Below are 24,980 nucleotides of genomic sequence, written 5' to 3' on the forward strand. Positions count from 1 at the left end.
GCCTCCCCGGAGTCGCCGCATGACCGTGATCCTCGGGCAGATGTTCACCGGCGTCAGCATCGGTGCCGTTCTGCTGCTCATCGCGCTCGGCCTCTCGCTCACCTTCGGCCAGATGAATGTCATCAACATGGCCCACGGCGAGTTCATCATGGCCGGCGCCTACACCACCTTTGTCCTGCAGAAGTCCATTTCCAGCGCGGGGTTTTCGCTGTTGGTCGCGCTTCCCGTCGCCTTTCTCGTGTCGGGGGCACTCGGCGCGCTCCTTGAATGGCTGCTCATTCGCCGCCTTTACCTCAGGCCACTCGACACACTTCTCGTCACATGGGGCGTCTCCCTGATGCTCCAACAACTCGCCCGTGACATTTTCGGCGCCCCGAATGTGCAGACCCGGGCGCCCGACGTCCTCACCGGGAACATCACCGTCATCGGCGGCGACGACCCGCTCACATTCGCCAACAGCCGCCTGTTCATTCTCGGGCTGGCGCTCGCGGCGGTCCTCGCGCTGTCCCTGACGCTGCGGCTGACGCCGCTCGGGCGGCGCATCCGCGCCGTCGTGCAGAACCGGGACCTGGCCGAGGTCTCCGGCATCTCCACCGGACGCGTCGACCGCACCGCGTTCTTCATCGGGTCCGGGCTCGCCGGAGTCGCCGGGGTGGCCCTGACCCTGGTGGGTCCGATCGGGCCCACGATGGGCACCAACGTCATCATCGACGCCTTCCTGGTGATCGTGGTCGGCGGCATCGGACAGCTCAAGGGCACGGTGATCGTCGCCTTCGTGCTGGGCGTCCTCCAGTCCGTGCTGGAGTACTCCACCACCGTCAGCGTCGCCAAGGTGCTGGTCCTGGTGGGCATCGTCGCGTTCCTCCAGTGGCGGCCCCAGGGGCTGTACACGCTGCGTACGAGGAGTCTCGTATGACCACCACTCCCCCGGCGCCGAAGCAACTCGCCCGCTTCAAGGGCCGGTTCGCCGCCGCGCGTCTGGCGGCCGGGTTCGCCGTGGGTGCCGCCGTGCTCTTCGCCGTGGCCCCGCTCGCGCTGTCCGACTTCCGGCTCGGGCTGCTCGCCAAGTACCTGTGCACCGCGATGGTCGCCGTGGGCATCTGTCTGGCCTGGGGCCGCGGCGGTCTGCTGACGCTCGGCCAGGGTGTCTTCTTCGGGCTCGGCGGCTACGCGATGGCCATGCATCTGAAGATCGCGGACGCGGGTCCCGGCAACCTCCCCGACTTCATGCAGCTGTACGGCACCGCCACCGAACTCCCCTGGTGGTGGCAGCCGTTCGCGAACCCGGTCTTCGCGCTGGCGGCGACCGTCCTGCTGCCGATGGGCGTAGCGGCGATCCTCGGGTCGTTCATCTTCCGGCGCCGGGTGAAGGGCGCGTACTTCGCCATTCTCAGCCAGGCCCTCGCCGCCGCCTTCGCCATCTGGCTGATCGGCCAGCAGGCCACCACCGGCGGCACCAACGGACTCACCGACATCCAGGGCTTCTTCGGCTACGACCTCGACGACCCGGTCAACCAGCGGATGGTGTACTTCGTCATCGCGGCGGCCCTGCTCCTCCTGATCGCCCTCGCCCGTCAGCTGATCCACAGCAGATACGGCGAACTCCTGGTGGCCGTACGGGACTCCGAGGAGCGGGTGCGTTTCCTCGGGTACAACCCGGCGAACGTGAAGCTCGTCGCGTACGTCGTGGCGGCCGGCATGGCCGGGCTCGCGGGCGCGCTGTTCGTGCCCGCGGTCGGGATCATCTCGCCCGCGCTGATCGGGATCGTGCCGTCCATCGAGCTGGTCATCGGCGCCGCGGTCGGCGGCCGGGCGATCCTGGTGGGCGCGGTGCTCGGCGCCGTCGGGGTCGCCTGGGCCAAGACGGCGCTGTCGGAGGAGTTCCCGGCGGCCTGGACCTACTTCCAGGGCCTGCTGTTCATCGTGGCGCTGGCCTTCCTGCCGGGCGGTCTCGCCTCGCTGGTGGGGATCGTACGGCGGCGGCGCCGAACCTCTCCGCCGGCCGACGATCAACGGCTCGACGAGAAGGCGCCCGTCCTTCCTGTGGGAGAAGCGGTATGAGTGAGCTCGAGGGTCTTGAGATACGGCAACTGCGCGTTTCCTTCGACGGGTTCACCGCCGTGGACGGCGTCGACCTCGATGTGCGCCCGGGCGATCTGCGTTTCCTCATCGGGCCGAACGGCGCCGGCAAGACCACCCTGGTCGACGCCGTCACCGGACTGGTGAAGGCAAGGGGATCGGTGCGCTTCGGAGGCGAGGACATCCTCGGGCGCAGCGTGCACCGGATCGCCCGCTCGGGAATCGGCCGGACCTTCCAGACCGCCACGGTCTTCGACGAGTTGACGGTCCTTCAGAACCTGGACATCGCGGCGGGCGCGGGCCGGGGCATGCTGACGATGCTGCGCCGCCGCAAAACGGTGCCGGAGCCAGTCGCCCACGCACTGGAGACCGTGGGACTGACGGAACTCGCCGACAACCAGGCCGGGACGCTCGCACACGGTCAGAAGCAGTGGCTGGAGATCGGGATGCTGCTCGTCCAGGACGTACGGCTGCTGCTGCTCGACGAACCGGTGGCAGGCATGAGCCACGACGAACGGCAGGCCACCGGTGAGCTGTTGGAGCTCATCAGCCAGGAGAGGACCGTCGTCGTCATCGAGCACGACATGGACTTCATGCGCTCCTTCGCCCGCAGCGTCAGTGTGCTGCACGCGGGCAAGGTGCTGAGCGAGGGGACGGTGGCCGAGGTGCAGGCGGATCCGAAGGTGCAGGAGGTGTATCTCGGGCACGCGGCGGACACGCCGACCGCCGAGCCTCCGATCGGTGAGGCTCCACCCGGCGGGACAACGGCCGGCGCGGCCGAGGTTCCGGCCGATGGGGCTCCCCTTGGCGAGGCCTCCGCGGGCGTCGCCGTACAGGAGGCGTGAGCGGACATGATGCTGGAGATCGACAACGTACGCGTCGGCTACCACCGAAGCTCGGTCCTGCACGGGGTCTCCGTCGAGGTACCGCACGACGGCGTGGCGGCGGTGCTGGGACACAACGGCGCCGGCAAGAGCACCCTCCTTCGAACGGCCGTCGGGCTGCTCACCCCGCAGAGCGGCGCCGTCCGTCTCGACGGCGAGGACATCACCCGCCGCAGGCCCCACGAGCGGGTGGCCCGCGGTATGGCCTACGTGCCCCAGGGGCAGCAGGCCTTCCCGCACCTCACGACGGCGGAGAACCTCCAGTTGGTCGCCGACGGGCGACCGCGCGGCAGGGCGGCGGTCGCCGAGGCACTGGACCTCTTCCCGGCGCTTCGCGCCCTCTCGGGCCGGCGCGCCGGGCTGCTCTCCGGCGGGCAGCGACAGCAACTCGCCATCGCCCGCGCCCTGGTGACGGGCCCTCGGCTGCTCCTCCTCGACGAGCCGACGGAGGGCATCCAGCCCTCGGTGGTGGTCGAGATCGAGGAGACGATCCTCGCCCTCGCCGCACGCGGCGGCCTCTCGGTCCTCCTGGTGGAGCAGCACGTCGGCTTCGCGATGCGGGCGGCGCAGCGGTACTACGTCCTGGAGGCCGGCCGGGTCACGTCCGCGGGCGAGGGCGGACTGGAGGCGGAGCGGTCGGTGCGGGAGGCGCTCAGCGTGTGAGGGGGCAGCTCCGCGAGTGAACGCGCGCACTCGACCGGTCGAGGCCCGGGTTCCCGGTGCTCCCCGCGTGGAAGGTTGAATCGGCACCGGACACCTCGACACCGGGAGATTCCTCCGATGAGCACCGCACCGCATCCCCTCGTCACCAGCGCCCGCCGCCTCGCCGCCGAGGTGCTGGCGCCACAGGCGGAGCGCGTGGACCAGGAAGGTGTGCCCGCGAGCAGTGTCGAGGCGGTCAAACGGTCCGGGCTGCTGGGGGTGAGCGCCCCGGTGGAGTACGGCGGGTCGGCGGCGCCCGCCTCGGTGGCCCGGGAGACCGCCGAGATCCTGGCCGGGGCGTGCTGCTCGACCTGGTTCGTGCAGACCCAGCACCATACGCCGGTGCAGACCCTCGCCAAGTCCCGACTCCCTGTACGCGAGCGGCTGTTGGGGCCGCTCGCGCGCGGGGAGCTGCTGTCGGGGGTGGCGTACGCCCAGTTGCGTGCCTATCCGCGCGTCCCGGTCAGGGTCACGCGCGAGCGCGGCGGCCGGCGCTTCGACGGCATGGTTCCCTGGTACACCGGCTGGGGGCTCAACGACGTCATGCTGCTGGCCGGAGTGACGGAGGAGGGCGAGGCGCTGTTCGCGTTCACCGAGGCGCGCGAGCAGCCCGGGATGCGCCCGTCACCGCCGATGCGGCTCGCCGCGCTCACCGCATCCCGGACGGTCTCCCTGGAGCTGGACGGGCTGTGGCTGCCCGAGGACGCGGTGGCCCTGCGTACCCCCTACGAGACCTGGGCGGCAACCGACCGGCCGAAGAACACCAACGCCTCACCGGCCGTCTTCGGCGTCGCCGCGTCCGCGCTCGGCCTGCTGGAGTCGTCCGACGGCGGTCCCGCCGCGAAGGAGACCGCTCGCGTCCTGCGCGGCCGCCTGGACGAGGTCAGGCGGCAGGCGTACGAGCTGGCCGACCATCCGGTGCCGACCGAGCGCGTCGACGAGCGGCTGGTGGTCAAGACGCGGTCCTACGACGTCATGCGCGCGGCCACGACCGCGGCGGTCGTGGCCGGTGGCGGACGCTCCATCGGCCTGGACAGCCCGGCGCAGCGGCTGGCGCGCGAGGGGATGTTCCTGCTGGTGCAGGGGCAGACGGCCGAGGTGCGCACGGCACACCTCGGTTCGCTCGGGTCACCCGGTTCGCTCGGGTCACCTGGTTCGCTGGGTCCGCTCAGCTCGTGAACGGCACCTGCGACGCCGGAGCGGCCGGCTTCGCGAACGGGTGCCGCCACAGGCCCCGCGCCGCCAGCCGTGGCAGGACACCCTCGCCGAACCAGTACGCCTCCTCCAGGTGCGGATAGCCGGAGAAGACGAACTCGTCGATGCCGAGGCGGTGGTACTCGGCGATGCGTTCTGCGACCTCGTCGTGGCTGCCGACCAGGGCGGTGCCCGCGCCGCCGCGGACCAGGCCGATCCCGGCCCACAGGTTGGGGTGGATCTCCAGTCCGTCGCGGCTGCCGCCGTGCAGCGCGAGCATCCGCCGCTGCCCCTCGGACTCGCTGCGCGCGAGTCCGGCCTGTACGGACTTCACGGTCTCCGGGTCGAAGCCGTCGAGGAGTTTGTGCGCCTCGGCCCAGGCCTGTTCGGAGGTGTCGCGGGTGATGACATGGAGCCGGATCCCGAACCGGACGCTCCGGCCCTCCTTCTCGGCGAGGCCGCGCACCCACGCGATCTTCTCGGCGACCTGGGCGGGCGGCTCGCCCCAGGTGAGGTAGACGTCCACGTGGCGGGCGGCGATCTCACCGGCGATGGGCGAGGAGCCGCCGAAGTAGATCTCGGGGACCGGGTCGGGTACGCGGGCCAGCCTGGCGTCCTCGACGTGGAGGTGTTCGCCAGACAGGTCGACGGTTCCGCCCGCCCACAGTTCCTTGACGATCTGGAGGAATTCGCCGGTACGGCGGTATCGGGCGTCCTTGTCGAGGAAGTCGCCGTAGGCGCGCTGCTCGTGGCTCTCACCGCCGGTCACCACGTTGAGCAGCAGCCGTCCGCCGGTCTGCCGCTGGAATGTGGAGGCCATCTGGGCGGCGAGCGTGGGTGAGACGAAGCCGGGGCGGAAGGCCACCAGGAACTTGAGCCGTTCGGTGTTCTGGCTGACCATCGCGGTGGTCAGCCAGGCGTCCTCGCACCAGGCGCCGGTGGGCGTGAGCGCTCCGACGAAGCCCAGCTCCTCGGCGGCCCGGGCGATCTGGCTCAGATAGGCGACCGTCGGCGGCCGGTCACGTCCCGAGACGGTGGCCGGGGTGCCGTGTCCGCCGCCGACGACATGCCGGCTGTCGCCGTTGGTGGGCAGGAACCAGTGGAAGGTGAGGGACACGTGGGGTCTCCGTTCAGAGCAGGCCGTGCCGAGGGGGCTTCGTGCCGTTGAGTACGTAACGGCCGATGTGCTGGATCTTCCAGCGCGCCGGGTCGTGCAGGGTGTGGGTCCGGGCGTCGCGCCAGTGCCGGTGCAGGTTCAGGGCGTTGAGAGCCGAGCGGGTACCGGACACCTCGAAGAGCGAGCTCGCCACCTCCACGGCGGTGGCGGCGGTGTGCACCTTCGCGGCGGCGACCGCGATCGACGCCTCGGCGGCCGAGTCCTCGGTCAGGTCCGCGCCGGCCGCGTCCACCGCGCGGGCCGCCGCGCCGAGCAGTGCCTCGGACGCCCGCACCTGGATGGCGAGTTCACCGAAGCGCTGGATGAGCAGCGGATCCTCGGCGGCGGTGTCGACGCCGCTCTCGAACCAGGGCCGGCTCTTGGTGCGGACGAACTCGACGGCCTGGGCGAGCGCGCCCGCGGCGATCCCCGCGTCGATGGCGGCGTGCAGCAACTGTGCTACGGCGCCGTGGAGTTGAGGTCCCTGGAAGGTGAGGTGGTGCGGGACGACACGGTCGGCGGGGACGGTCACGGCGTCGAGGCGGACGGTGCCGCTGGCCGTCGTACGCTGCCCCATGCCGTCCCAGTCGTCGACGACCGTGACCCCGTCGGCGTCCCGTGGGACGTACGCGACGTGCAGGTTGTCGTCCTCGGCGCGGGCGAGGACGGGGATCCAGTCGGCGAAGAGCGCGCCGGTGGAGTAATGCTTGACGCCGTTCAGGACGTACGAGCCGCCCGGGCCCGGTTCCAGCCGGGTGCGGATGTCCTGGACGTGCTTGGTGCCCGCTTCCGACTGGGCGTTGCCGAAGCGGCGCCCGGCGAGCACCTCGGCGAAGAAGAACTCCTGCTGCTGCGAGGTGCCCTGACGGCGGATCACGTTGACGTACACGAAGTGGTTCTGCGGGATCTGGGCGAGGCTGGCGTCTGCGGCGGCCAGCAGCCGGAAGACCTCGGCGAGGGTCTCCTGGCGTACGTCCGCGCCGCCGTACGCGGCCGGCACGGTGACGGCGAGCAGCCCGGAGGCGGACAGCCGGTCCAACTCCTCCCGTGGCAGCCGTCGTTCGGAGTCGCGCGCCGCGGCGCCGGTACGGAACTGGTCGGCGAGCACGGCGGCGACGGCCAGGGCCTCGACGTCGTCGGAGATCACTTTGGCGGTCATGAGGTCAGCCTGCCGCAGCCAGCAGTGACGTGCGGCCCAGCGCGACGGAGAACTGGTCGACCACCTGGGCCAGCGCCTCGGCGGCCCCCGGCGCCACGGTGATGCCGCCGTCCTCGCCGGCACGGATGTCCTTGTCGAGGGTGAACCAGCCCTGGACTATGTGCGCGGCGCCCATGGAGTTGAGGACCGGGCGCAGCGCGTAGTCGAGCGCGAGGACGTGTGCGGTGCTGCCTCCGGTGACCAGCGGCAGCACGGTCTTTCCGGTGAGGGCGTACTGCGGGAGCAGGTCGAGCAGGGCTTTCAGTACGCCGGAGTAGGCGGCCTTGTAGACGGGGGTGCCGATGACGACGCCGTCGGCGCGGGCGAACAGCGCGGTCGCCTCGACGATGGCGGGGTGCGTGAAGTCGGCGCCCAGCAGGGCCTCCGCCGGGATGGTGCGGACGTCGAGCGGGATGACCTCGTGGCCCTGCGCGGCCAGCCGGGTGTCCAGGTGGCGCAGGAGCTTGGCGGTACGGGAGGAGACGGAGGGACTGCCGGAGACGGAAAGGACGGTGGCCATGGGCCCTCTTTCTGCGGAGCGGGGCGCCTCCCGGCGGAGGCGCGCCCGTCGGACGGTCAGGAGTGCCGGTCGGGTCCCGGCGGGTGGTCAGGCGTGGAGGGCCACTGACTCGGCCGCCGAATCGGGCAGTTGGGCTTCCAGTTCACGTACGAGGGGCAGCACCCGGCGGCCGAAGTACTCCACTTCCTCGTGGTAGTGCAGGAAGCCGAGGAGGAGCAGGTCCACGCCGAGACGCTTGTAGGCGACGATCCGCTCGGCGATCTGCTCCGGGGTGCCGATCAGCCCCGTACGGAATCCGTCGTTGTACTGGACGAGGTCCTCGAAGCTGGAGTCCTGCCACATGCCCTTGCCGTCGGCCGTGGACTGCCCCGCCTGCTTCACGGCAGCGCCGAATCCCTCCACAGCCTCGTTGTCGGCCTTGGCGACGATCTCGCGGAGCGTGTCGCGGGCCTCGGCCTCGGTGTCGCGGGCGATCAGGAAGCCGTTGAGGCCGAACCCGGGCGCCTTGCGGCCGGCTTCGGTCGCGGACTTGTGGACGTCCGCGAGCTGTTCGGTGACGCCGTCGAAGTCCTTGCCGTTGGAGAAGTACCAGTCGGAGACCCGTCCCGCCATGGCGCGGGCGGCGCTGGAGTTGCCGCCCTGGAAGATCTCCGGGTGCGGCCGCTCGGGGGTGTTGAGGGGCTTTGGCTTCAGCGTGAAGTCCCTCAACCGGTAGAAGTCACCAGCGAGTTCGGTGTGGTCCTCGGTCCAGATCTGCCGCAGGGCGCGGATGAACTCCTCGGAGCGGCGGTAGCGCTCGTCGTGCTCCAGCCAGGGCTCGCCGAGAGCCGTGAACTCGCCCTTGAACCAGCCGCTCACGACGTTGACCGCGAACCTGCCGTTGGACAGGTGGTCGGCGGTGGCGCCGAGCTTGGCGAGGACACCCGGGTGCCACAGGCCCGGGTGGACGGCGGCGATGACCTTCAGACGCTCGGTGGCGAGGAGCAGCGCGAGGCTGAAGCTGGTCGACTCGTGCTGGAACTCCGCGCCGTAGCTGGCCATGTAGCGGACCTGGCTGAGCGCGTAGTCGAAGCCGTTGTTCTCGGCGAGTACTGCGAGTTCGCGGTTGTACTCGTAACCCCAGTCGGTGCGCTGCTCGATCTTGCTGGTGACCAGGCCGCCGCTGACGTTGGGGACCCAGTAGGCGAAGCGGACGGGTTCTGTCACGGACACAGAGAACTCCCGGTTTTCTGTACGAGGGCATGACGAATTACGGGCCCGGCTTTTCCATGGGAATGCGGGCATTGAAAGGGGGACCGACGAGGGCCTCAGAACACCGAGCTGAGCCGTGCGGGAGAATTCACCGCCGGCGGGCCGGCCTGTGCAAAGGGGACCCTACCGTCGGGATCGTCAGGCTTCGCGACAACAGAAGGAACTGGAGACACGCGCGAGGTCGACATGGCGTCGCCGCGTGAGGTCCGGTTGCGTCTTCATGTCGTCGATCGTCGCAGCCCCCCGTCCGGACCGTCAAGGAACAGCCGGCCGGTCTCGCATCCCGGACCGCTGAATTTCACGAAGGTGTGACAGGGAAACCCTTGAACGCTGCGGACCGGGGACAGGATTCTGCCGATGTGCGAATAGAGCAGCTGGAATACATCGCGGCGGTCACCCGGCTCGGTTCACTGCGCCGGGCGGCCGAGGAACTCCACCTGTCGCAGCCCGCGCTCAGCGAGACCGTACGGAATCTGGAGCGCGAACTCGGCGTCGAACTGCTGGAACGCAAAAGGACCGGGGCGAGGATGAGCGCCGAGGGGCGCGACCTGCTGCCGCACATCATCAACGTGCTGGACGCGGTCGACCGGCTGCGGGGCGCGGCGGGCGAACAGCACCGGATCAGCCGGATGGTCCGCGTCGGCACGGTGAACGCGGCGACCGTGCCGTTGCTCATCCCGACGGTCCGGGAGTTCCGCACGACGCATCCGCTGACACAGGTGGAGGTGGTCGGCACCCAGCAGTCGGACATCCACCGGGCCCTGTCGGAGGGCGGCCTCGACCTGGGGCTGGTGAACCATCTCGACGGCGACGACCTGCCCGCCGACTTCGAGACCACCGAACTGCTGCGCGGGCGGCCGGTGTTGTGCGTACGTCCGGACAGTCCCCTCGCCGCGCTCAGCACGGTCTCGGTGTCGGACCTCCTCGACGAGCGGGAGCCGCTGATCGCCATGCGCACCGGATACGTCATGCACCGCTACGTCCACCGGCTCCTGGAGGGGAACGTACCGGCCTTCTCGTACTCCACCGACGGCGCCGAGATGGGCAAGCAGATGGTCGCCGAAGGGCTGGGCGCGACGGTCCTGCCCGACTTCAGTGTGCTGGGCGATCCGCTGGAGCGACGCGGCGCGATCACCTGCCGGCCGATCGACGAGGACTCGACGGAGGTGGTGCTGATGCTTCAGCGGCGCCGGGCGGACTCGGTACCTCGCGCGGCCGACGACCTGCACGAGGCGTTCGTACGAAGGTCCCGGGAGCTGGGTGGCCGGCTCACCCCCGGCGCGGGACCCGCTTGAAACCGAGGAGCGTGCGATAGCGGTCCCGGGCGGCGAAGTCCGCCAGGCCCCACACCGCCGGACGCCCCGCCTCGGCACTGAGGTGCAGGACCCGGCCCTCCCCCACGACCACGCCGACGTGCGCGCCCCAGGACTCGTCGGTGGCGTTGAAGAGGACCAGGTCCAGCGGCCGGGCGTTCGCCACCCGTTCGGTGAGTGCGGTGTCGGCCCACAGGTCGCTCGACCGCCACGCGGGGACCTCCATGGCGAAGTGGCGGAGCACCTCGTAGGCGAAGAGCTGGCAGTTGGCGCCCTCCGCGAGGCCCGGCCGCTCAGTGACGGCCCGGGAGCCGGGAAAGCGCCCCCCGACGTACGGCGTCGACCAGACCCGCTCGGGCAACCGCGCCAGCAGCTCACTCTCACCCATTTGCCTCCCCCACCGCCCGCTACACATAAAGAAGAAATAAGAGCACAATAGAACGAATCAGGCACTTACCGCATACCGCCACCGGAGCGGTGGGGCCGCACAGATCGAAAGAGCTCGAAGGAGACGAGTCATGGCCAACGTCTCGCACCCCAGAGGTGACATCGGCAGCCACCCCGACGTAGACGAAATGCGGGACCGGTATGCCCGCATGCTCGGCGGTCGCGATGTGGCACTCGTGGACGGGCCGGTGTTCCTGCTCGGCCTGTACTGCGCGATGTCCCCATGGATACTCCACTACACGACCAGCCAGCCCGCCCTGGTGACGCACAACCTCATCATGGGCATCGCGATAGGCCTGCTGGCCCTCGGATTCACCCTCGCACCGGAGAGGATGAACGGACTGAGCTGGGCACTCTGCGCGATGGGCGCGTGGATGATCATCTCGCCGTGGATCGTCGGCAGCAGCCCGGACACCGGGGCCGTACTCAACAGCATCATCATCGGCGCGCTGGCCGTGGCGCTGGGGGCGATCTGCGCGGTCACGGCAAGGGGCAGCACGCCTCGGGCGTAGCCGGAGGAAGGCGACAGCCGGTCACCGACCCGCGGGTCAGGGCGGGAACGCGCTCGGGGGTACACCGAGAGCCGGGCGCGCCCCGCTCTGGCACGCTTCTCGTATGGATCACACGGAGGTGCTGCTCATCGGCGGGCGCGCGGGCGTCGGCAAATCCACGGTGAGCTGGGAGGTCTCGGCACGGCTGAAGGCCGCGGAGGTCGGCCACGCGGTGATCGAGGGCGACTTCATGGGGTACGTGCATCCAGCGCCCGACGGCGACCCGCACCGTGCCGGGATCACCGAACGCAATCTCCGTGCGGTGTGGGGGAACTTCGCCGACCTCGGCCACCGGCGTCTCGTCTACACCAACACCCTGAGCGTGCTGACCGAGTCGGCGAGCCTGTTCGAGCGGGCCATCGGGACGGACGTACGGATCGTCCGCGTGCTGCTGACCGCCACCGACGACACCACCGCCCGGCGGCTCAAGGGCCGGGAGATCGGTTCCGAGCTGGAGCGGGAGCTGGCCAACAGTGCCCACAAGGCCCGGCTCCTCGACGAGCGGGTGCCCGCGGACACCGTCCGGGTGGCGACCGACGACCGCACGGTGGTGGACATCGCGCGTGAGGTCGTGGCCGCCACCGGGTGGATCCACCCTGAGTGACCCCCGGCGGGAGAGGTCGAACGTGCGCTGGGTGCACCCCGTCCCGGCGTTTCGAGTAGGTGGCAAGGACCGTGCCACCGCTGGAGCACTATTTCCCTTGCGGCTCACACACCGTGGCGGCTAGGTTCTGCGGGTTTCGCCGCACCCGTCCAGCCGCCACGGAGAACCGTTGCCACCGCACGTCACACCACTGACCGATCCCGGGACCACACCGTCGAGCCGACGCCTGGTGTGGCTGGCCTCCGACGCCGACGGAGTCCCGCTGGGCTCCGCCTTCCTGCGGCTGTTCACGAAGGACGGACAGGAGCATCTCGCGGAGCTCGAGATCGCCGTACATCCGGGTGAGCGACGGCAGGGAGTGGGCGGTCTCCTCCTGGACGCGGCCGTCGCCGCGGCGCGGAGCGAGGGACGCAGGTCACTCGTCGCGCAGGCCGAAGACGGCTCCCCCGGCGACCTCTTCCTGGCGGCGCGCGGCTTTCGCCGGGTGCTGGCGCTGACGTACGCGAGGCTGACCCTCCCCGACGTGGATCTCGCCCGGATCACCCAGATCGCACAACACCCGCACCCCGGCTACGAGTTGACCCACTGGGACGGCGCCGTGCCGCCCGGGCAGGCACGTTCCTTCGCCGACTCCCGGCGGGCCATGGACGACATGCCGATGGAGGGGACCGACTACGGGAGCGTCGTGTGGGACGTGGAGCGGGTCCTGTCGGCGGCCGAAGCCATCGCCAGGCGCGGGGAGTCGCTCCATACGGTCGCCGCGGTGGACCGCTCGGACGGCTCGATCGTGGGGTTCTCCGAACTGGTCGTGCCGGGCGACGGACGCGGTGACGGTCAGCACTACGGCACCGGTGTCCTGCCCGAGCACCGCGGGCACGGCCTCGGGCTCCGGATGAAGGCGGAGTCGATCCGGCAGGCCCGCCTGCGGCACCCCGAACTCGCGGGCCTGCTCACCGACACGGCTGACAGCAACGCGCCCATGCTCCACATCAACGACGCGCTCGGCTATCTGCCCACGCACAAGGCGGCGGAGTACCAGCTCACACTCTGAGAGCCGTACTCCGGACGCGCGGCCGGCGGTCCTACGCGGACCCGGCGCCCCGCGTGTACACGTACGGCGTCGTCGTGGTCAGCGGCTGGAAGCCCAGGCGGGCGAGGACCGGGCGGCTCTGGCTGGAGGCGTCGACCTGGACGTAGCGGTAGCCGCGGTCGGCGGCGACGCGGGCGCGGTGGGCCACCAGCGCGCGGTAGATGCCGCGCCCGCGCCAGGCCTCGACGGTGCCGCCGCCCCACAGGCCGGCGAACCGCGCCCCCGGCAGGAGCTCCATACGGGCCGCGCTGACCGGAACGTCACCGGCGAGGGCCACCACCGCGACGACCGTGTCCTCGTCGCCCGTCAACTGGGCGAGCAGTTGGCGGCGCAGCCGCGTGCCGTCCGTGCCGAATGCCTGCTCGTGCACGTCGGCCACGAGGTCCACACCCGCGCGGTCGGTGACGGGAAGCAGCCGAACGCCCTCGGGCGGCTCGGCGTCGAGCACGAGATCGCCCAGTTCGGCGATCATGAGTGTCTCCTCGGGCGCCGCGGTGAACCCGGCGTCCCGCAGCCGCTGTCCCAGGTCCTCCGGCTGGTCGTGTCCGTAGAGCTTCCACTCGAACTCGATCCCGAGGCCGGAGAAGTACCGGATCTGCTCGGCGATCTCCGCGTCCGCGGTCGTCTCGTCCAGATCCGACCAGGTCACACCGCTCCATCCCTGCTCGGTGCCCACCTGGCGCACCACCTTGCCGACGTGCTCGATCCGGGCCCCGGGGGCGTCAGGGCGTGCCCCCTCTCGCATGTCCCGGTCGAACAGGGCAAGTACCGCGACGTGATCCATGGGATCACTCCAGCACCCTGCGGCGGCCAGGGCAATGGCATATCGCGAAAGATCGTCGCAAGTCACCGGCCGCACACCCACCGTCGCGGACGCGTGTGTGGGCCGGACCCCCGCCGGGTCCGGCCCACATGTATGTCTCCCGCCCGCCCGGTCAGCCGGTCGGGGTGAGTTGCGGCGCGCTGGTTTTAGGCGTCGGCTGGACGCCGCGCAGGCCGGTCAGGCTGACGAACACCAGCGAGAAGACACCCGCGATGGAGAAGGCGACGAAGCCCGAGGTGGTCGAGCCGGTGGCGAGCAGCTGGCCGCCGAGCCAGGGACCGAAGACGGCGCCGAAGCGGCCCATGCCCGAGACCCAGCCGACCGCGGTGGCCCGGTTCTCGGCGTCGGCGCGGGCGGCCACCGTCGCGTAGATCATCGCCTGGGCACTGAAGAGGAACAGGCCGGTCAGGAAGACCACGATGTAGGTGAGGGCCAGCGGCATGTGGACGCTGAGCAGGTAGACGCCGATGGCGGTGGCGCCGAACCAGATGGCGGCGATGCGGGAGCCGCCGAACCTGTCGGTGAGCCTGCCCCCGATCAGCATGCCGACGATGCCGCCGAGGTTGATGACGATGACGAAGTTCAGCGAGGAGCCGAGGTCGTAGCCCGCGGCGCGCATCATCGACGGCAGCCACTGCGAGACGCCGTATACCAGCAGGAGGCCGCCGAAGGAGGCCAGCCAGAAGAACAGGGTCTGGACCCACAGGCCACCGCGGAAGAGGGCGGCGACCGCGCCCCAGCGCTCGCCGGCGGCCTGGCGGGCCTTGTTCCTGGCGGCCAGGTCCACGCCGTAGCGGTCGGCGAGTGCCAGGGCGTCCGTGTCGCGCCCCTTGGCCTGGAGGAAGGCCATCGACTCGGGCAGGTACTTCGCGGCCAGCGGCACACCGATGAAGAGCGGGATCACGCAGACCCAGAAGGAGGTGCGCCAGTCGCCGGTCCACTTCGCGACGAAGGCGGCGACGATGCCGCCGGCCTGGTGGGCGGTCATCAGGGAGCCGACGATCAGGGCACCGCGGCCACGGGGGGCGTACTCGGTGACCAGGGTGATCGCGCTCGGCAGCAGGCCGCCGAGACCGAGGCCGGCCAGGAAGCGGCCGAGGCTGAAGGTGTCGAGGCTGTTGGCGGAGGCGCAGAGCGCGGAGGCCAGCGAGAAGACCGCAGTGGAGACGATGATCGTCTTCTTGCGGCCGACCCAGTCGCTGACGGTGCCGGACGAGAGCGCGCCGATCAGCATGCCGAAGGTGGCGTAGGAGCCGACGTCACCGGCCTTGCCTGCGTCGATACCCAGCGCCTTGGTCTCCAGCATGTGCGGCAGCACGGAGCCGTAGATGAACATGTCGAGGCCGTCGAACAGGACGACCAGCCAGCACAGGCCCACGACCAGAAAGGCCAGCCTGGCCCCGCCGCGGGCAGGGAGAGCGGTGGAGGGAGACATCGTTGTTTCCTCTCGTCCGGGAGGCATGTCCCTGGAGGGAGTGCGGGAGGGTCGTCGCGGCTCATGCGGCGGACCCGGGTTGGTGGGAGAGACGCTAAAGATTCACCAACCCGAGTGTCAACGGTTTTGTTGACAATCTAAGAAACGATCCAGACACGGTCACCTGCCATCGGGGAACGCCAAAGGCGCAGGTAAAAGGGTACGAGCGGCACACAGTCGTGTGCCGCCCCGCCCGTTTTCCGTGGCTTGTTCTCGCCGTATGAGACGGCCGCTACCGTCAGCCGACGGGCGGTGTGCCGTGCGTGTGGAAGGACTCGATGGTCTTCAGACCCCAGGCCTGCCCCTTCGCCCGCTCCTCCTTGGTCCACGTGATCAGCGGCCAGTCGGGGGCCAGCACCAGGCGGGTGAGCGGGTTGCACAGCTCGACGCGGTTGCCGCCCGGCTCGTAGACGTACAGGAAGAACGTCTGCTGGATGGCGTGCTTGTGCGGGCCCGTCTCGATGAACACACCGGTGTCGATGGCGAGATCGGCGGCGCGCAGGATGTCCTCGCGGGTGTCGGTCGCGAACGCGATGTGGTGCAGCCGCCCGCGCGAGCCCGTCCAGTCCTCGGTGTAGACGACGTCGTACGACTTGTTGGTGAACGTCAGCCACTTCGCGGCGATCCGGCCGTCGTCGAGCCGGATCTGCTCGGTCGGCCGGGCGCCGAGGACGTGCTGGTGGAAGTCGGCGTTGGCGGCGACGTCGGCGGCGAGGTAGTTGACGTGGTCCAGGCGACGTACGCCCACGCCGTGACCCGGCTTGGCCTGGGGCTGGTTCTTCAGGCCGGGCCGGAGCTCGTCCGGGGCCTGATACCACTCGGACTCCCAGTACAGGGCGAGCTCGTGGCCGTCGGGGTCGGTGGTGACGTACAACGGGCCGATGCCCGGCTCGTCCTCGGACCAGTGGCCCTCGTGGCCGGTGCTCTCCAGCTCCTTCACCCGTCGGCGCAGGGCCTCCTCGCTGGAGACGCGCAGCGCGGTGCGCCGCATGCCGGCGGTCTCGTGGGCGGTGAGCACCAGACTGTGGTGCTCGTAGTCGTCCCAGGTCCGCAGGTAGTACGAGTCGCCGTCATGGCCATTGACCGTAAGGCCGAGGTAGTCGGTGAAGAACCTCAGACTGCCGTCCAGGTCCGGGGTGAGCAGTTCGACGTGCCCGAGATGGGCGATGTCGCCAAGGGGCGGGGCCATGTGGGCCTCCTTACGGGTGTTGTGCGGCTCCGGCCGGCCGGGCGAAGACCGTGCCGTCGAAGATCTTTCGTGCGGTGCGGACGACGGCGGTGCGTCCGGCCACGGGGACGCCGTCGGCGCCGGGCTCGATGCCGGCCTCGATGTCGAGGAATCCGGTGGGGTGCTCGATGCGCAGCCGGTCCCCTTGTGCGGGCAGGCGTGCCACGCCCTGGCCGACGCCGCCCTCGACCCGGAGTCCCGCCGCGACGCTCGCGGCGCCGAGGACGCCGATGGAGGTGTGGCAGCGCACCGGGATGAAGGTGCGGGTCATGACCGCGCCGCCGTCCAGCGGCGCCGCCAGCAGGCTGAGCTTGGGCACCGTGGTGCCTTCGACGTCACCGAGCCCCATCAGCTTTCCGGCCTCCAGCCGGATCTCCCGGAGCCGGTCGGCGAGGGCGAGGTCCTCCTCCAGGTCCTTGGGGCTCTCGTAGCCGGTGACCTTGAGGGACGAGGCGGCGATCAGGACGGTCGGCATCCCGTTGTCCACACAGGTGACCGGGGTGTCGGCGACGAGGTCACGGGCGTGGCCGGTGGGCAGCAGCGGGGCGGCGCCCTGCGGGAACTCGATCACCACCGGCGCCGCCGTCCCCGGCACGCCGGAGATCTCGGCCGTGCCGGAGTAGTCGACGCGCCCGCCGGGGGTGGGGAAGCTCGCGACCGCGAGATCCCCGGAGTTGACCATGCGGATCCGCACGGACGTCCGCCCGTCCGTCGCCGCGACCAGTCCCCGTTCGACGGCGAACGGGCCGACCCCGGAGAGCAGGTTGCCGCAGTTCTGGCGGTCGGAGACCTCGGGCCGGTCCACGCCGACCTGGAGGAACAGGTAGTCGACGTCCGCCTCGGGGCCGGCCGAGGCGGAGACCACGGCCACCTTGCTGGTCAGGGGGTGCGCCCCGCCCAGGCCGTCGATCTGACGCGGGTCGGGGCTGCCCATCACGCGAAGCAGCAGATCGTCGCGTGCGCCGGCGTCCGCGGGGAGGTCCTCGGCCAGGAAGTAGGCGCCCTTGGAGGTGCCGCCGCGCATGAGCATGCAGCGCACTTCCTCAGGGGCGGTCATGACTCCACTCCGCCCCGCACGTGTTCGTCGTAGGACCGGTAGGTCACTCCGAGACGTACGAGGGTCTCGCGCAGGCCGTAGCGGTCGAGGCCCAGTTGGCCCTCGATGAAGGCGGCACGGGTGGCGGCCTCCTTGTTCTCGCGGGCCTCGGACGCCTCGACGGTCTCGCCGGTCCGCTCGCGGGGCACGCACACCACGCCGTCGTCGTCGGCGAGGATCACGTCGCCGGGCCGGATGATCTGGCCGCCGATCACCACCGGCACGTTCACCGAACCGCCGGTCGCCTTCACGGTGCCCTGCGGGCTGACCGCGGCGGCCCAGGCCGGGAAGCCCATCTCGCGCAGCTCGGCGGTGTCGCGGATGCCCGCGTTGGTCACGACGCCGCGTACGCCGCGCTGCTTGAGCGCGGTGGCGAACAGCTCGCCGAACATGCCGTCGGTGGAGGCCGAGGTGGTGGTGACGACCAGGATGTCGCCCTCGCCGCACTGCTCGACCGCGGCGTGGATCATGAGGTTGTCGCCGGGCCAGCTGAGCACCGTGACGGCGGTGCCCGCGACCCGGGTGTCCTGCTGGACCGGGCGCAGATGCGTGCCGAGCAGGCCGGTGCGGCCCATCGCCTCGTGGACGGTGGCGACGCCGTATCCCGCGAGCGCGTCGACGTCCTTGAGCTCCGCCTTCGGCGGGTTGGTGACAATCACGCCACTCATGCCAGCTCCTTCGCGATCTGCGGGTACGGGCGCATGTACGCCTCGGCCATGGTCTTGTGTGCCAGGCCCAGGTTGGGCCCCGCGTTGCGCTTGAGCTGGACACCGCGGCGTACGGCGAGGTCGGTGTAGTACTCCCACAGGTGCTGCTGGGCGCCGAGGCACTCCATCGCCTTGCGCTTGGTCTCCCAGACCTCGGTGATGTCGAGGAGCACCTCGGGCCGGAAGCCGCTCATCTCGGGCTGGTGCGGCTCGAAGTAGAAGACCGGCGGGGCGCCGATGATCCCGCCCGGGCCGGGGTAGCCGATGGCCTGCGCGAGGACGCGGGCCTCCAGCGCCATCCGGTTGGCGGCGGGGTGGTCGCCGTTGTACGGGTCCTCGACGGGGTGGGTGAGCACGACGTCGGGCTGGGTCTCGCGGTAGACGGCCACCAGCTGGTCGGTCAGCTCGGCGGTGGCGACCAGCGGGTAGTCGCCGGCGTCGAAGAAGCGGACCTCGGCACCGAGGGTGGCAGCGGCCTTCTCGGCCTCCTCGCGGCGTATCGCCTTGATCTCCTCGAGGTTCCTGCCGTCGCGCCAGGCCTTGGCGGACTCGCCGCGCTCGCCGAAGGTCAGACACGCGATGGTGACCTTCTCGCCGCGGGAGGCGGCCAGGGCGATCGCGCCCCCGGCCCGCCACACGAAGTCTCCGGCATGCGCGGTGACGACGAGTGTCGATCGTGGGGTGGCGGGCGCGTAGCCGTGCGTCATTGCTCAACTCTCCTTGGTGGACAGGTGTGCGCCCGCCTCGGCCGCGTCAGTCGCGCAACGCGTCGATCACGCTGCTGAGGTGGGCGCGGACGGCCGCCTCGGCCGCCTGCGGGTCCCTGGCCGTGATCGCCTCGATCATGGTCAGATGCTCGCTCAGGGACTGCTGTGGCCGGCCCGGCCGCAGCGCGAGCTGGAAACGATGGCGCACCAGCTGCGCGTTGAGCCGCTCCAGCAGCCCCACGGCCACTTCCTGGCCGCTGAACTGCCTTACCCGGGCGTGCACTTCGTGATTGAGCTCGGAGTAGGTGATCGGCTCGCCGTCGGCCACGGCCTTGGTCATCGCCCTGCCCAGGTCCGCCAGTTCGGCGAGCTGATCGTCGGTGGCCGCGATGGCCGCCTTGGCCGCGCACAGCCCTTCGAGGGCCATCCGGCACTCGGTGATGGCCACCGCTTCCTCGACCGTCACCACCCGCACCCGTGATCCACGGTTGCGGATCCGCTCCACCAGTCCTTCCGACTCCAGCTCGATCAGCGCTGCCCGGACGCTGGCCCGTGTCACACCGAACAGCTCGGCGAGCTCGTTCTCCACCAGCCGCTGGGCCGGTGCCATGTCGCCGCGCAGAATCGCCTGCCGCAGCTGCGCGAGCGCGTGCTGCTTGGCCTGCTCTCCGGTGCTCGGACGGGCTTCTTTCGGCATGTGCCCTCCCTGAGTGAGTGCCTGTCGAACCTAAATCTAGTCCAACAAGATTGTCAACAATTTTGTTCTCCATGTCGCCGCTGGGCTTCGGTGACCGCCGATGGCGGCCAGCGGGAGACGCGGGTGGGGAGGGGACGCGGACGTCAGCCGTCCGCGTACCGACGGACGTCAGCCGTCCGTACGTCGGCGGGCGCGCGGTACGACGACCGGTGAGGCGTCGCCCGGGGCCCGCAGGATGTCCGCGTCCAGCGCGTAGAGCTCCTTGACCAGGGTCTCGTCGACCGTGTCGCGGGGGACGCCCTGGGCGATGACGCGGCCGTTCTTCATGGCGACGACGGTGTCGGCGTAGCGCGCGGCTGCCGCCAGGTCGTGCTGCACCATGACGACGGTGCGCCCGGCGGCGGCGACCTCGCGGACGAGTTCGAGGACGTCGACGGCGTGACCGAGGTCGAGTGCGCTGGTGGGTTCGTCGAGCAGGACGACGGGGGTGTGCTGGGCCAGGACCATCGCGAGCCAGCAGCGCTGACGCTGGCCCCCGGAGAGCCGGTCGAGGCGTTCGGCGGCGAGTTCGGTGGTTCCGGTGGCATCGAGGGCGTCGCGCACCGCCTGTTCGTCCTCGCGCGACCACTGGCGCAGCAGGCCCTGGTGGGGGTGGCGGCCGTAGCGCACGAGCCCGGCCACGGTGACGGCTTCGGGGGCGCGCGGTGACTGCGGCAGCAGGGCGACCCGGTGGGCGGCCTGCCGCCGACCGAGGCTCCAGATGTCGGCGCCGTCGACGTGCACCGTGCCGGACTCGGGCCGGTGCAGGCGGGCGATGGCGCGCAACAGGGTTGATTTTCCACAGCCGTTGGGGCCCACGATGGCGGCGACCTGTCCGGCGGGGAGGGTGAGATCAACGTCCTGGACGACGGGGCGGCCGGGGTAGCCGGCGTGCAGTGCGCGGACTTCGAGGCCGGGTGCGGTGGTAGCCGCCTCGGTCACGGTGTCGGGCGCGGTGTCGGTCGCCTCGGTCAACGTGCCGGGCACGGTCTCACTCGCGTGGGTCACCGTGCCGGTCGAGGTACCACTCGCGTCGGTCACGGCGTCGGTCACGGCACCGGTCGCCGCGTCGGTCTTCGGGAGGTCGGGCATGGAGTGGTCAGGCCTTTCCGGTGGTGCGGTCCGGGCGGAAGAGGACCCAGAGGAGGAAGGGGCCGCCGAGGACGCTGGTGACGACACCGACGGGGAGTTCGACGGGGGCGACGACACGGCCCAGCGCGTCTGCCGCCGCGATGAGGGCGGCGCCGGTCAGGGCGGAGCCGAGGACCGGGACGCGGGTGGGTCCGGCCGACCTCTGGGCGAGGATCGGGGCGGCGAGGGCGACGAAGGCGATGGGGCCGCCGACACCGACCGCGACACCGGCGAGGGCGACGGCGAGGGCGAGCGCGGCGGCGCGCATGCGTGGCAGGTCGACGCCCAGGGAGGCCGCCATGTCGTCGTCGAAGCGCAGGAGTTGGAGACGGTGCCCGGCCGCCAGGGAGAGCGGGACCAGGAAGAGCAGGGCGATCAGCAGCGGCGTACCGACGCTCCAGTCACGGCCGTTGAGGCTGCCGACCGCCCAAAGGAAGACGCCGCCCGCGGTGTTGTCGTTCTCGCGGGACATGATGAGGTCGCTCACGGCGCCGATGAACGTGGAGACGCCGATGCCGACCACCAGGACGCGGTAGCCGGCCGCGCCCGCGCCGCCCGCGCACAGGACGACGAGGACCGCGGCGGCGACGGCACCGAGCGGGCCGAGCCACCAGGCGCCGACCATGCCGGTCGCAGAGCCGGCCGCCGAGGCGACGACGGCCGCTGTGGCACCCTCGTTGACGCCGACGAGGTCGGGGGTGGCGAGCCGGTTGCCGGCGAGGGTCTGGGTGAGACAGCCCGCGATGCCGAGGGCGGCACCCACCATGAGGCCGACGAAGACGCGCGGCAGGCGGAAGTCCCGCACGATCATGACGGTCCCGGGGTCGCCGGTGCCGAGCAGCCCGGAAAGGGTCCGCGACGGGCCCATCCCGGTCGAACTCGCCAGCACCGCAAGGGCGATGAGGACGAGGAGCACGGGTACGAGGACGGCGGCGGCGAGCGCGCCGCGGCGCGGGAACAGCCACGAGAGCGTGCCTGTGCGCAGCACGGTGCTGTCGGGCGGCGTCACATCCGGACGGGTCGCCTCGCTCATGCCGACGCTCCCGCCGTGGACAGCCGCGACGAGCGGGCGATCCAGACGAGCAGCGGCCCGCCCACGAGGGCGAGCAGCACGCTGACCGGGGTCTCCCAGGGCTTGATGACCATCCTGGCGAGGATGTCGGCGAGCAGCATGACATCGGCCGCGACCAGCGCGGACAGGACGAGTTGGGCGGTCATCCTCGCTCCCGTCAGCGCTCGGGCGGCGTAGGGGGCGAGCAGTCCGAGGAAGGCGATGGGGCCTGCCACCGCGACCGCGCAGCCGACGAGCAGCGAGACGGCTCCCGCCACGACGAGGCGGATCCGGCCGGGATGGTGGCCGAGCGAGCGGGCGCTGTCGTCGCCGAGGCCGAGAGCCGACAGGGGGCGGGCACTGCCGAGCGCGACGAGCAGGCCGAGCGCGGCCAACGGCAGCAGGGGCAGCAGGTCGGCGGTCTCGACTCCGGCGAGGGAGCCGATCGTCCAGTAGCGATAGGTGTCGTACGTCGACCGGGTGCCGAGGAGGACGTACGACGTGAGGCCGTGGAAGGTGGCGCCGAGCGCGGACCCGACGAGGACGAGCCGCAGCGGGGACCCGGCGGCGCGCCCGGAGGCTGCGAGCAGCAGGACGATCGCGCTCGCGGCCATGCCGCCCAGCAGGGCCCAGACCATCAGCGCGGCGGGTGAGTGGGCGTCGAAGTACGTCAGGCCGAGAACGACGGCGAAGGCGGCGCCGGAGTTGACGCCGAGCAGTCCGGTCTCCGCGAGCGGGTTGCGGGTCGCGGCCTGGAGCAGGCAGCCGGCGATGCCGAGGCAACCGCCGACAAGTACTCCGGCGAGGGTGCGCGGGAGGCGGACATCCATGACGGCCAGTCGGAGTCGGTCGTTCGCGCGGGCGGCCGGGTCGCCGGTCAGGTAGTCCCAGGCGCCGCCCATGGAGGTGGATCCGGTACCGATGAGGAGGGACAGCAGGACGAGGGCCATGAGCAGGAGGACGAACCCCGCGGCGGCCAGGATGACGGGGCGTTCCCGCGACGTGAGCGGTTCCCGGTGGCCGGGTCGGGTTCCCCGCGGAACTCGCCGAGCCCTCCTCATTGTTGACATAAATGTTGACGTCCAATTTTTCATAAGGTTAGGCTAACCTAAGTTTCACTGCGTCGAACCCGACGGAACCGACTGCTTCCCGCCTGCCTGAAAGTGCCCAACAGCCCTACAGAGCAAGGCACATGCGACGTCGTAACCACTTCCGAGACCCCCTGTCGTCGAACACCAACGGAGACCCCAGGCCATGGCGCCGAACCCGTTCTTCCCTTCCCGTGGCATCGCCCGTCCGGTCGTGCCGGCCACGATCCTGGCCGCTTGTGCGCTGGTCGTGACCGCGTGCGGATCCCCGGAGAAAAGCGACAGCGCCGGGGCGGCGGGCGGAGCGGAAACCACCCAGGTCACCGACGCCACCGGTACCGCGGTGAAGGTGCCGGCCGCGCCCCAACGGGTCGTGACGCTCAGCGAGATGGACCTGGACTCCGCGCTCACGCTCGGCGTCGACCCGGTGGGCCTGACGGCCGGGCGCGGCCAGACGGGCGCCCCCGCATACCTCGCGGACAAGGCGAAGGACATACCCGTGGTGGGCGCGGTGACCGGCCCGGACATCGAGAAGGTCGTCCAGGCCGAGCCGGATGTGATCCTCGCCGGGCAGCTGGCCGACGAACAAGTCCTCGCGCAGCTGCGGAAGATCGCGCCCACCGTCGTGACGATCGACAGCACCAAGAGCTGGAAGAAGTCCCTCGAACTGACCGGCAAGGTGCTCGGCAGGACCAACGAGGCCGAGAAGTTCCTCGACGGCTACGACACCGAGGTCACGGCCCTGAAGAAGGACCTCGGCTCCGCGGCCGGCGCGACGGTGTCCGTGACGCGCTACTCGGCCAAGGGCTCGGCCGTCATGCAGCAGGGCGTGTTCATCAGTGACGTCCTCAAGGATCTCGGCTTCGAGCGGCCCGGCATCCAGGCCGAGCAGGGCGAGGGCCACTCCACGCCGATCAGCGAGGAGAACCTCGACCAGATCGACGGCGACTGGCTGTTCATCGGAACCCTCGACCCGGGGACCTCGGACACCGAACTGCTCGCCGCACTCGACAAGAAGGCCGCCTACAAGCAGCTCAGCGCCGTACAGGACAAGCACGCCACCGTGATCGACGGCACCAAGTGGACAAGCCTGGGCGGCGCGGAAGCGGCCGTCTCGGTGCTCGACGACATCCGGAAGGCCATGGTCAAGTGAGCGCCGGTCCCGAGCTGGCCGGACGGCTCGCCCTGGTGACCGGGGCGGGCCGGGGTATCGGCGAGGCGGTGGTCGCCGCGCTCGTCGAGCAGGGCGCCCGCGTCCTCGCCACCGACCTGGCCCCCGACGGCGTGGCGGCCCTCGCCGGCGAGTACGGCGACCAGGTCACCCCTCGCCCCCTCGACGTCACGGACGCCACCGCCGTCGAGACGCTGGTCGCCGAGGCAGAGCGGACGCTCGGACCGGTGGACATCGCCGTCAACGTCGCCGGGATCCTGCGGAGTTCGGACGTCGTGGACCTGACGGACGAGGACTGGACGGCCACCTTCGCCGTCAACACGAACGGCGTGTTCCACGTCTCGCGGTCCGTCGCCCGCCGGATGGCCGGACGCGGTCGTGGCAGCGTCGTCACCGTCGCCTCGAACGCCGCCGGAATCCCCCGCGCGGGCATGGCCGCCTACGCCGCCTCGAAGGCCGCGGCCGTCATGTTCACCAAATGCCTGGGCCTCGAGGTGGCCGCGCGGGGCGTCCGATGCAACACCGTCTCACCCGGCTCGACCCTCACCGACATGCAACGCGCGCTGTGGACCGGCTCGACCGACCAGGAGGCAGCGGTCAGGCGCGTCGTCGAAGGTGACCTCGCGTCGCACCGCACGGGCATCCCGCTCGGCAGGATCGCCGACCCGGCCGACATCGCCGACGCCGTCGTCTTCCTCGTCTCCGACCGCGCCCGTCACATCACCATGCACGACCTGTACGTCGACGGCGGCGCCACCCTCCGGGCCTGAACCGCCCGC

27 protein-coding genes are annotated in these 24,980 nt (G+C 70.8%); 11 read left to right on the forward strand and 16 right to left on the reverse strand.

Annotated features, from left to right (window positions below; genetic code table 11):
• Positions 1–19: 19 nt before the first annotated feature.
• From urtB to ACIBLC_RS30570, 5 genes are all read left to right on the forward strand, one after another.
• Entirely contained in the window at positions 20–916 is an 897-nt protein-coding gene (urtB, locus tag ACIBLC_RS30550) for an urea ABC transporter permease subunit UrtB (RefSeq protein ID WP_399214558.1), read from the forward strand.
• A complete protein-coding gene (gene urtC, locus ACIBLC_RS30555) occupies positions 913–2,061 on the forward strand; it encodes an urea ABC transporter permease subunit UrtC (RefSeq protein WP_399214559.1) in 1,149 nt (382 codons plus the stop codon). The genes urtB and urtC overlap by 4 nt, the downstream gene beginning before the upstream one ends.
• A complete protein-coding gene (urtD, locus tag ACIBLC_RS30560) occupies positions 2,058–2,924 on the forward strand; it encodes an urea ABC transporter ATP-binding protein UrtD (protein ID WP_399214560.1) in 867 nt (288 codons plus the stop codon). The genes urtC and urtD overlap by 4 nt, the downstream gene beginning before the upstream one ends.
• A 9-nt stretch (positions 2,925–2,933) precedes the next feature.
• Entirely contained in the window at positions 2,934–3,626 is a 693-nt protein-coding gene (gene urtE, locus ACIBLC_RS30565; RefSeq protein WP_399214674.1) for an urea ABC transporter ATP-binding subunit UrtE, read from the forward strand.
• Positions 3,627–3,743: 117 nt separating this feature from the next.
• Positions 3,744–4,844 carry an acyl-CoA dehydrogenase family protein gene (locus ACIBLC_RS30570; protein WP_399214561.1) on the forward strand — a complete coding sequence of 367 codons (1,101 nt, stop codon included), beginning with the start codon at positions 3,744–3,746 and terminating at the stop codon, positions 4,842–4,844.
• On the opposite strand, the gene ACIBLC_RS30575 is transcribed toward ACIBLC_RS30570, so the two are convergent.
• From ACIBLC_RS30575 to ACIBLC_RS30595, 5 genes are all read right to left on the reverse strand, one after another.
• Positions 4,834–5,976, reverse strand: coding sequence for an LLM class flavin-dependent oxidoreductase (locus ACIBLC_RS30575; RefSeq protein WP_399214562.1), 1,143 nt, complete (start codon positions 5,974–5,976; stop codon positions 4,834–4,836). The genes ACIBLC_RS30570 and ACIBLC_RS30575 overlap by 11 nt on opposite strands.
• A gap of 13 nt (positions 5,977–5,989) precedes the next feature.
• Positions 5,990–7,174: an SfnB family sulfur acquisition oxidoreductase gene (locus ACIBLC_RS30580; RefSeq protein WP_399214563.1), complete on the reverse strand. Its 1,185-nt coding sequence runs from the start codon at positions 7,172–7,174 to the stop codon at positions 5,990–5,992.
• A gap of 4 nt (positions 7,175–7,178) precedes the next feature.
• On the reverse strand, positions 7,179–7,733 hold the full coding sequence (gene ssuE, locus ACIBLC_RS30585) for an NADPH-dependent FMN reductase (protein ID WP_399214564.1): 555 nt from the start codon (positions 7,731–7,733) through the stop codon (positions 7,179–7,181).
• 87 nt (positions 7,734–7,820) lie between these two features.
• Positions 7,821–8,939: a dimethylsulfone monooxygenase SfnG gene (gene sfnG, locus ACIBLC_RS30590; RefSeq protein ID WP_399214565.1), complete on the reverse strand. Its 1,119-nt coding sequence runs from the start codon at positions 8,937–8,939 to the stop codon at positions 7,821–7,823.
• Between the two features lie 183 nt (positions 8,940–9,122).
• A complete protein-coding gene (locus ACIBLC_RS30595; protein ID WP_399214675.1) occupies positions 9,123–9,206 on the reverse strand; it encodes a putative leader peptide in 84 nt (27 codons plus the stop codon).
• Positions 9,207–9,343: 137 nt separating this feature from the next.
• Here ACIBLC_RS30595 and ACIBLC_RS30600 point away from each other — a divergent pair, with 137 nt between their 5' ends.
• Positions 9,344–10,279: a LysR family transcriptional regulator gene (locus tag ACIBLC_RS30600; RefSeq protein ID WP_399214566.1), complete on the forward strand. Its 936-nt coding sequence runs from the start codon at positions 9,344–9,346 to the stop codon at positions 10,277–10,279.
• Here ACIBLC_RS30600 and ACIBLC_RS30605 read toward each other — a convergent pair.
• Entirely contained in the window at positions 10,254–10,685 is a 432-nt protein-coding gene (locus ACIBLC_RS30605) for a hydrolase (RefSeq protein ID WP_399214567.1), read from the reverse strand. The genes ACIBLC_RS30600 and ACIBLC_RS30605 overlap by 26 nt on opposite strands.
• Before the next feature lie 130 nt (positions 10,686–10,815).
• On the opposite strand from ACIBLC_RS30605, the gene ACIBLC_RS30610 reads away from it, so the two are divergent.
• The 3 genes from ACIBLC_RS30610 (at position 10,816) to ACIBLC_RS30620 (ending at position 12,950) form a co-directional block, all read left to right on the forward strand.
• Positions 10,816–11,256: an SPW repeat protein gene (locus ACIBLC_RS30610; protein WP_399214568.1), complete on the forward strand. Its 441-nt coding sequence runs from the start codon at positions 10,816–10,818 to the stop codon at positions 11,254–11,256.
• Positions 11,257–11,359: 103 nt separating this feature from the next.
• The gene (locus ACIBLC_RS30615; protein ID WP_399214569.1) at positions 11,360–11,899 is read left to right on the forward strand and encodes a hypothetical protein; all 540 of its coding nucleotides are present in this window, start codon (positions 11,360–11,362) and stop codon (positions 11,897–11,899) included.
• Between the two features lie 169 nt (positions 11,900–12,068).
• Positions 12,069–12,950, forward strand: coding sequence for a GNAT family N-acetyltransferase (locus ACIBLC_RS30620; RefSeq protein ID WP_399214570.1), 882 nt, complete (start codon positions 12,069–12,071; stop codon positions 12,948–12,950).
• Positions 12,951–12,981: 31 nt separating this feature from the next.
• On the opposite strand, the gene ACIBLC_RS30625 is transcribed toward ACIBLC_RS30620, so the two are convergent.
• The 10 genes from ACIBLC_RS30625 to ACIBLC_RS30670 all read right to left on the reverse strand — a co-directional run bounded on the left by ACIBLC_RS30625 (position 12,982) and on the right by ACIBLC_RS30670 (position 22,892).
• Complete coding sequence (locus ACIBLC_RS30625; RefSeq protein ID WP_399214571.1) at positions 12,982–13,773, reverse strand: GNAT family N-acetyltransferase; 792 nt, start codon at positions 13,771–13,773, stop codon at positions 12,982–12,984.
• Between the two features lie 151 nt (positions 13,774–13,924).
• The gene (locus tag ACIBLC_RS30630) at positions 13,925–15,247 is read right to left on the reverse strand and encodes an MFS transporter (protein WP_399214572.1); all 1,323 of its coding nucleotides are present in this window, start codon (positions 15,245–15,247) and stop codon (positions 13,925–13,927) included.
• A gap of 277 nt (positions 15,248–15,524) precedes the next feature.
• Complete coding sequence (locus tag ACIBLC_RS30635; RefSeq protein WP_399214573.1) at positions 15,525–16,475, reverse strand: catechol 2,3-dioxygenase; 951 nt, start codon at positions 16,473–16,475, stop codon at positions 15,525–15,527.
• A gap of 10 nt (positions 16,476–16,485) precedes the next feature.
• Entirely contained in the window at positions 16,486–17,571 is a 1,086-nt protein-coding gene (locus ACIBLC_RS30640; RefSeq protein ID WP_399214574.1) for a 4-oxalomesaconate tautomerase, read from the reverse strand.
• Entirely contained in the window at positions 17,568–18,278 is a 711-nt protein-coding gene (locus ACIBLC_RS30645; RefSeq protein WP_399214575.1) for a 4-carboxy-4-hydroxy-2-oxoadipate aldolase/oxaloacetate decarboxylase, read from the reverse strand. The genes ACIBLC_RS30640 and ACIBLC_RS30645 overlap by 4 nt, the downstream gene beginning before the upstream one ends.
• Positions 18,275–19,024 (reverse strand): PIG-L deacetylase family protein, encoded by a 750-nt coding sequence (locus ACIBLC_RS30650; protein ID WP_399214576.1) that lies wholly within the window; start codon positions 19,022–19,024, stop codon positions 18,275–18,277. Before ACIBLC_RS30650 ends, ACIBLC_RS30645 begins: the two co-directional genes overlap by 4 nt.
• Positions 19,025–19,070: 46 nt before the next feature.
• A complete protein-coding gene (locus ACIBLC_RS30655; protein ID WP_399214577.1) occupies positions 19,071–19,721 on the reverse strand; it encodes a GntR family transcriptional regulator in 651 nt (216 codons plus the stop codon).
• Between the two features lie 168 nt (positions 19,722–19,889).
• A complete protein-coding gene (locus ACIBLC_RS30660; RefSeq protein WP_399214578.1) occupies positions 19,890–20,852 on the reverse strand; it encodes an ABC transporter ATP-binding protein in 963 nt (320 codons plus the stop codon).
• A 7-nt stretch (positions 20,853–20,859) separates the two neighbouring features.
• Positions 20,860–21,924: a FecCD family ABC transporter permease gene (locus ACIBLC_RS30665; RefSeq protein WP_399214579.1), complete on the reverse strand. Its 1,065-nt coding sequence runs from the start codon at positions 21,922–21,924 to the stop codon at positions 20,860–20,862.
• On the reverse strand, positions 21,921–22,892 hold the full coding sequence (locus ACIBLC_RS30670) for a FecCD family ABC transporter permease (RefSeq protein WP_399214580.1): 972 nt from the start codon (positions 22,890–22,892) through the stop codon (positions 21,921–21,923). The genes ACIBLC_RS30665 and ACIBLC_RS30670 overlap by 4 nt, the downstream gene beginning before the upstream one ends.
• A gap of 304 nt (positions 22,893–23,196) precedes the next feature.
• On the opposite strand from ACIBLC_RS30670, the gene ACIBLC_RS30675 reads away from it, so the two are divergent.
• Both ACIBLC_RS30675 and ACIBLC_RS30680 read left to right on the forward strand, forming a co-directional pair.
• Positions 23,197–24,183: an ABC transporter substrate-binding protein gene (locus tag ACIBLC_RS30675; protein ID WP_399214581.1), complete on the forward strand. Its 987-nt coding sequence runs from the start codon at positions 23,197–23,199 to the stop codon at positions 24,181–24,183.
• A complete protein-coding gene (locus tag ACIBLC_RS30680; RefSeq protein WP_399214582.1) occupies positions 24,180–24,971 on the forward strand; it encodes a 2,3-dihydro-2,3-dihydroxybenzoate dehydrogenase in 792 nt (263 codons plus the stop codon). The genes ACIBLC_RS30675 and ACIBLC_RS30680 overlap by 4 nt, the downstream gene beginning before the upstream one ends.
• The last annotated feature ends 9 nt before the right edge of the window (positions 24,972–24,980 follow it).

It is taken from the genome of Streptomyces sp. NPDC050535 (assembly GCF_044457665.1).
In the GTDB taxonomy this organism is placed as follows: Bacteria; Actinomycetota; Actinomycetes; order Streptomycetales; family Streptomycetaceae; genus Streptomyces.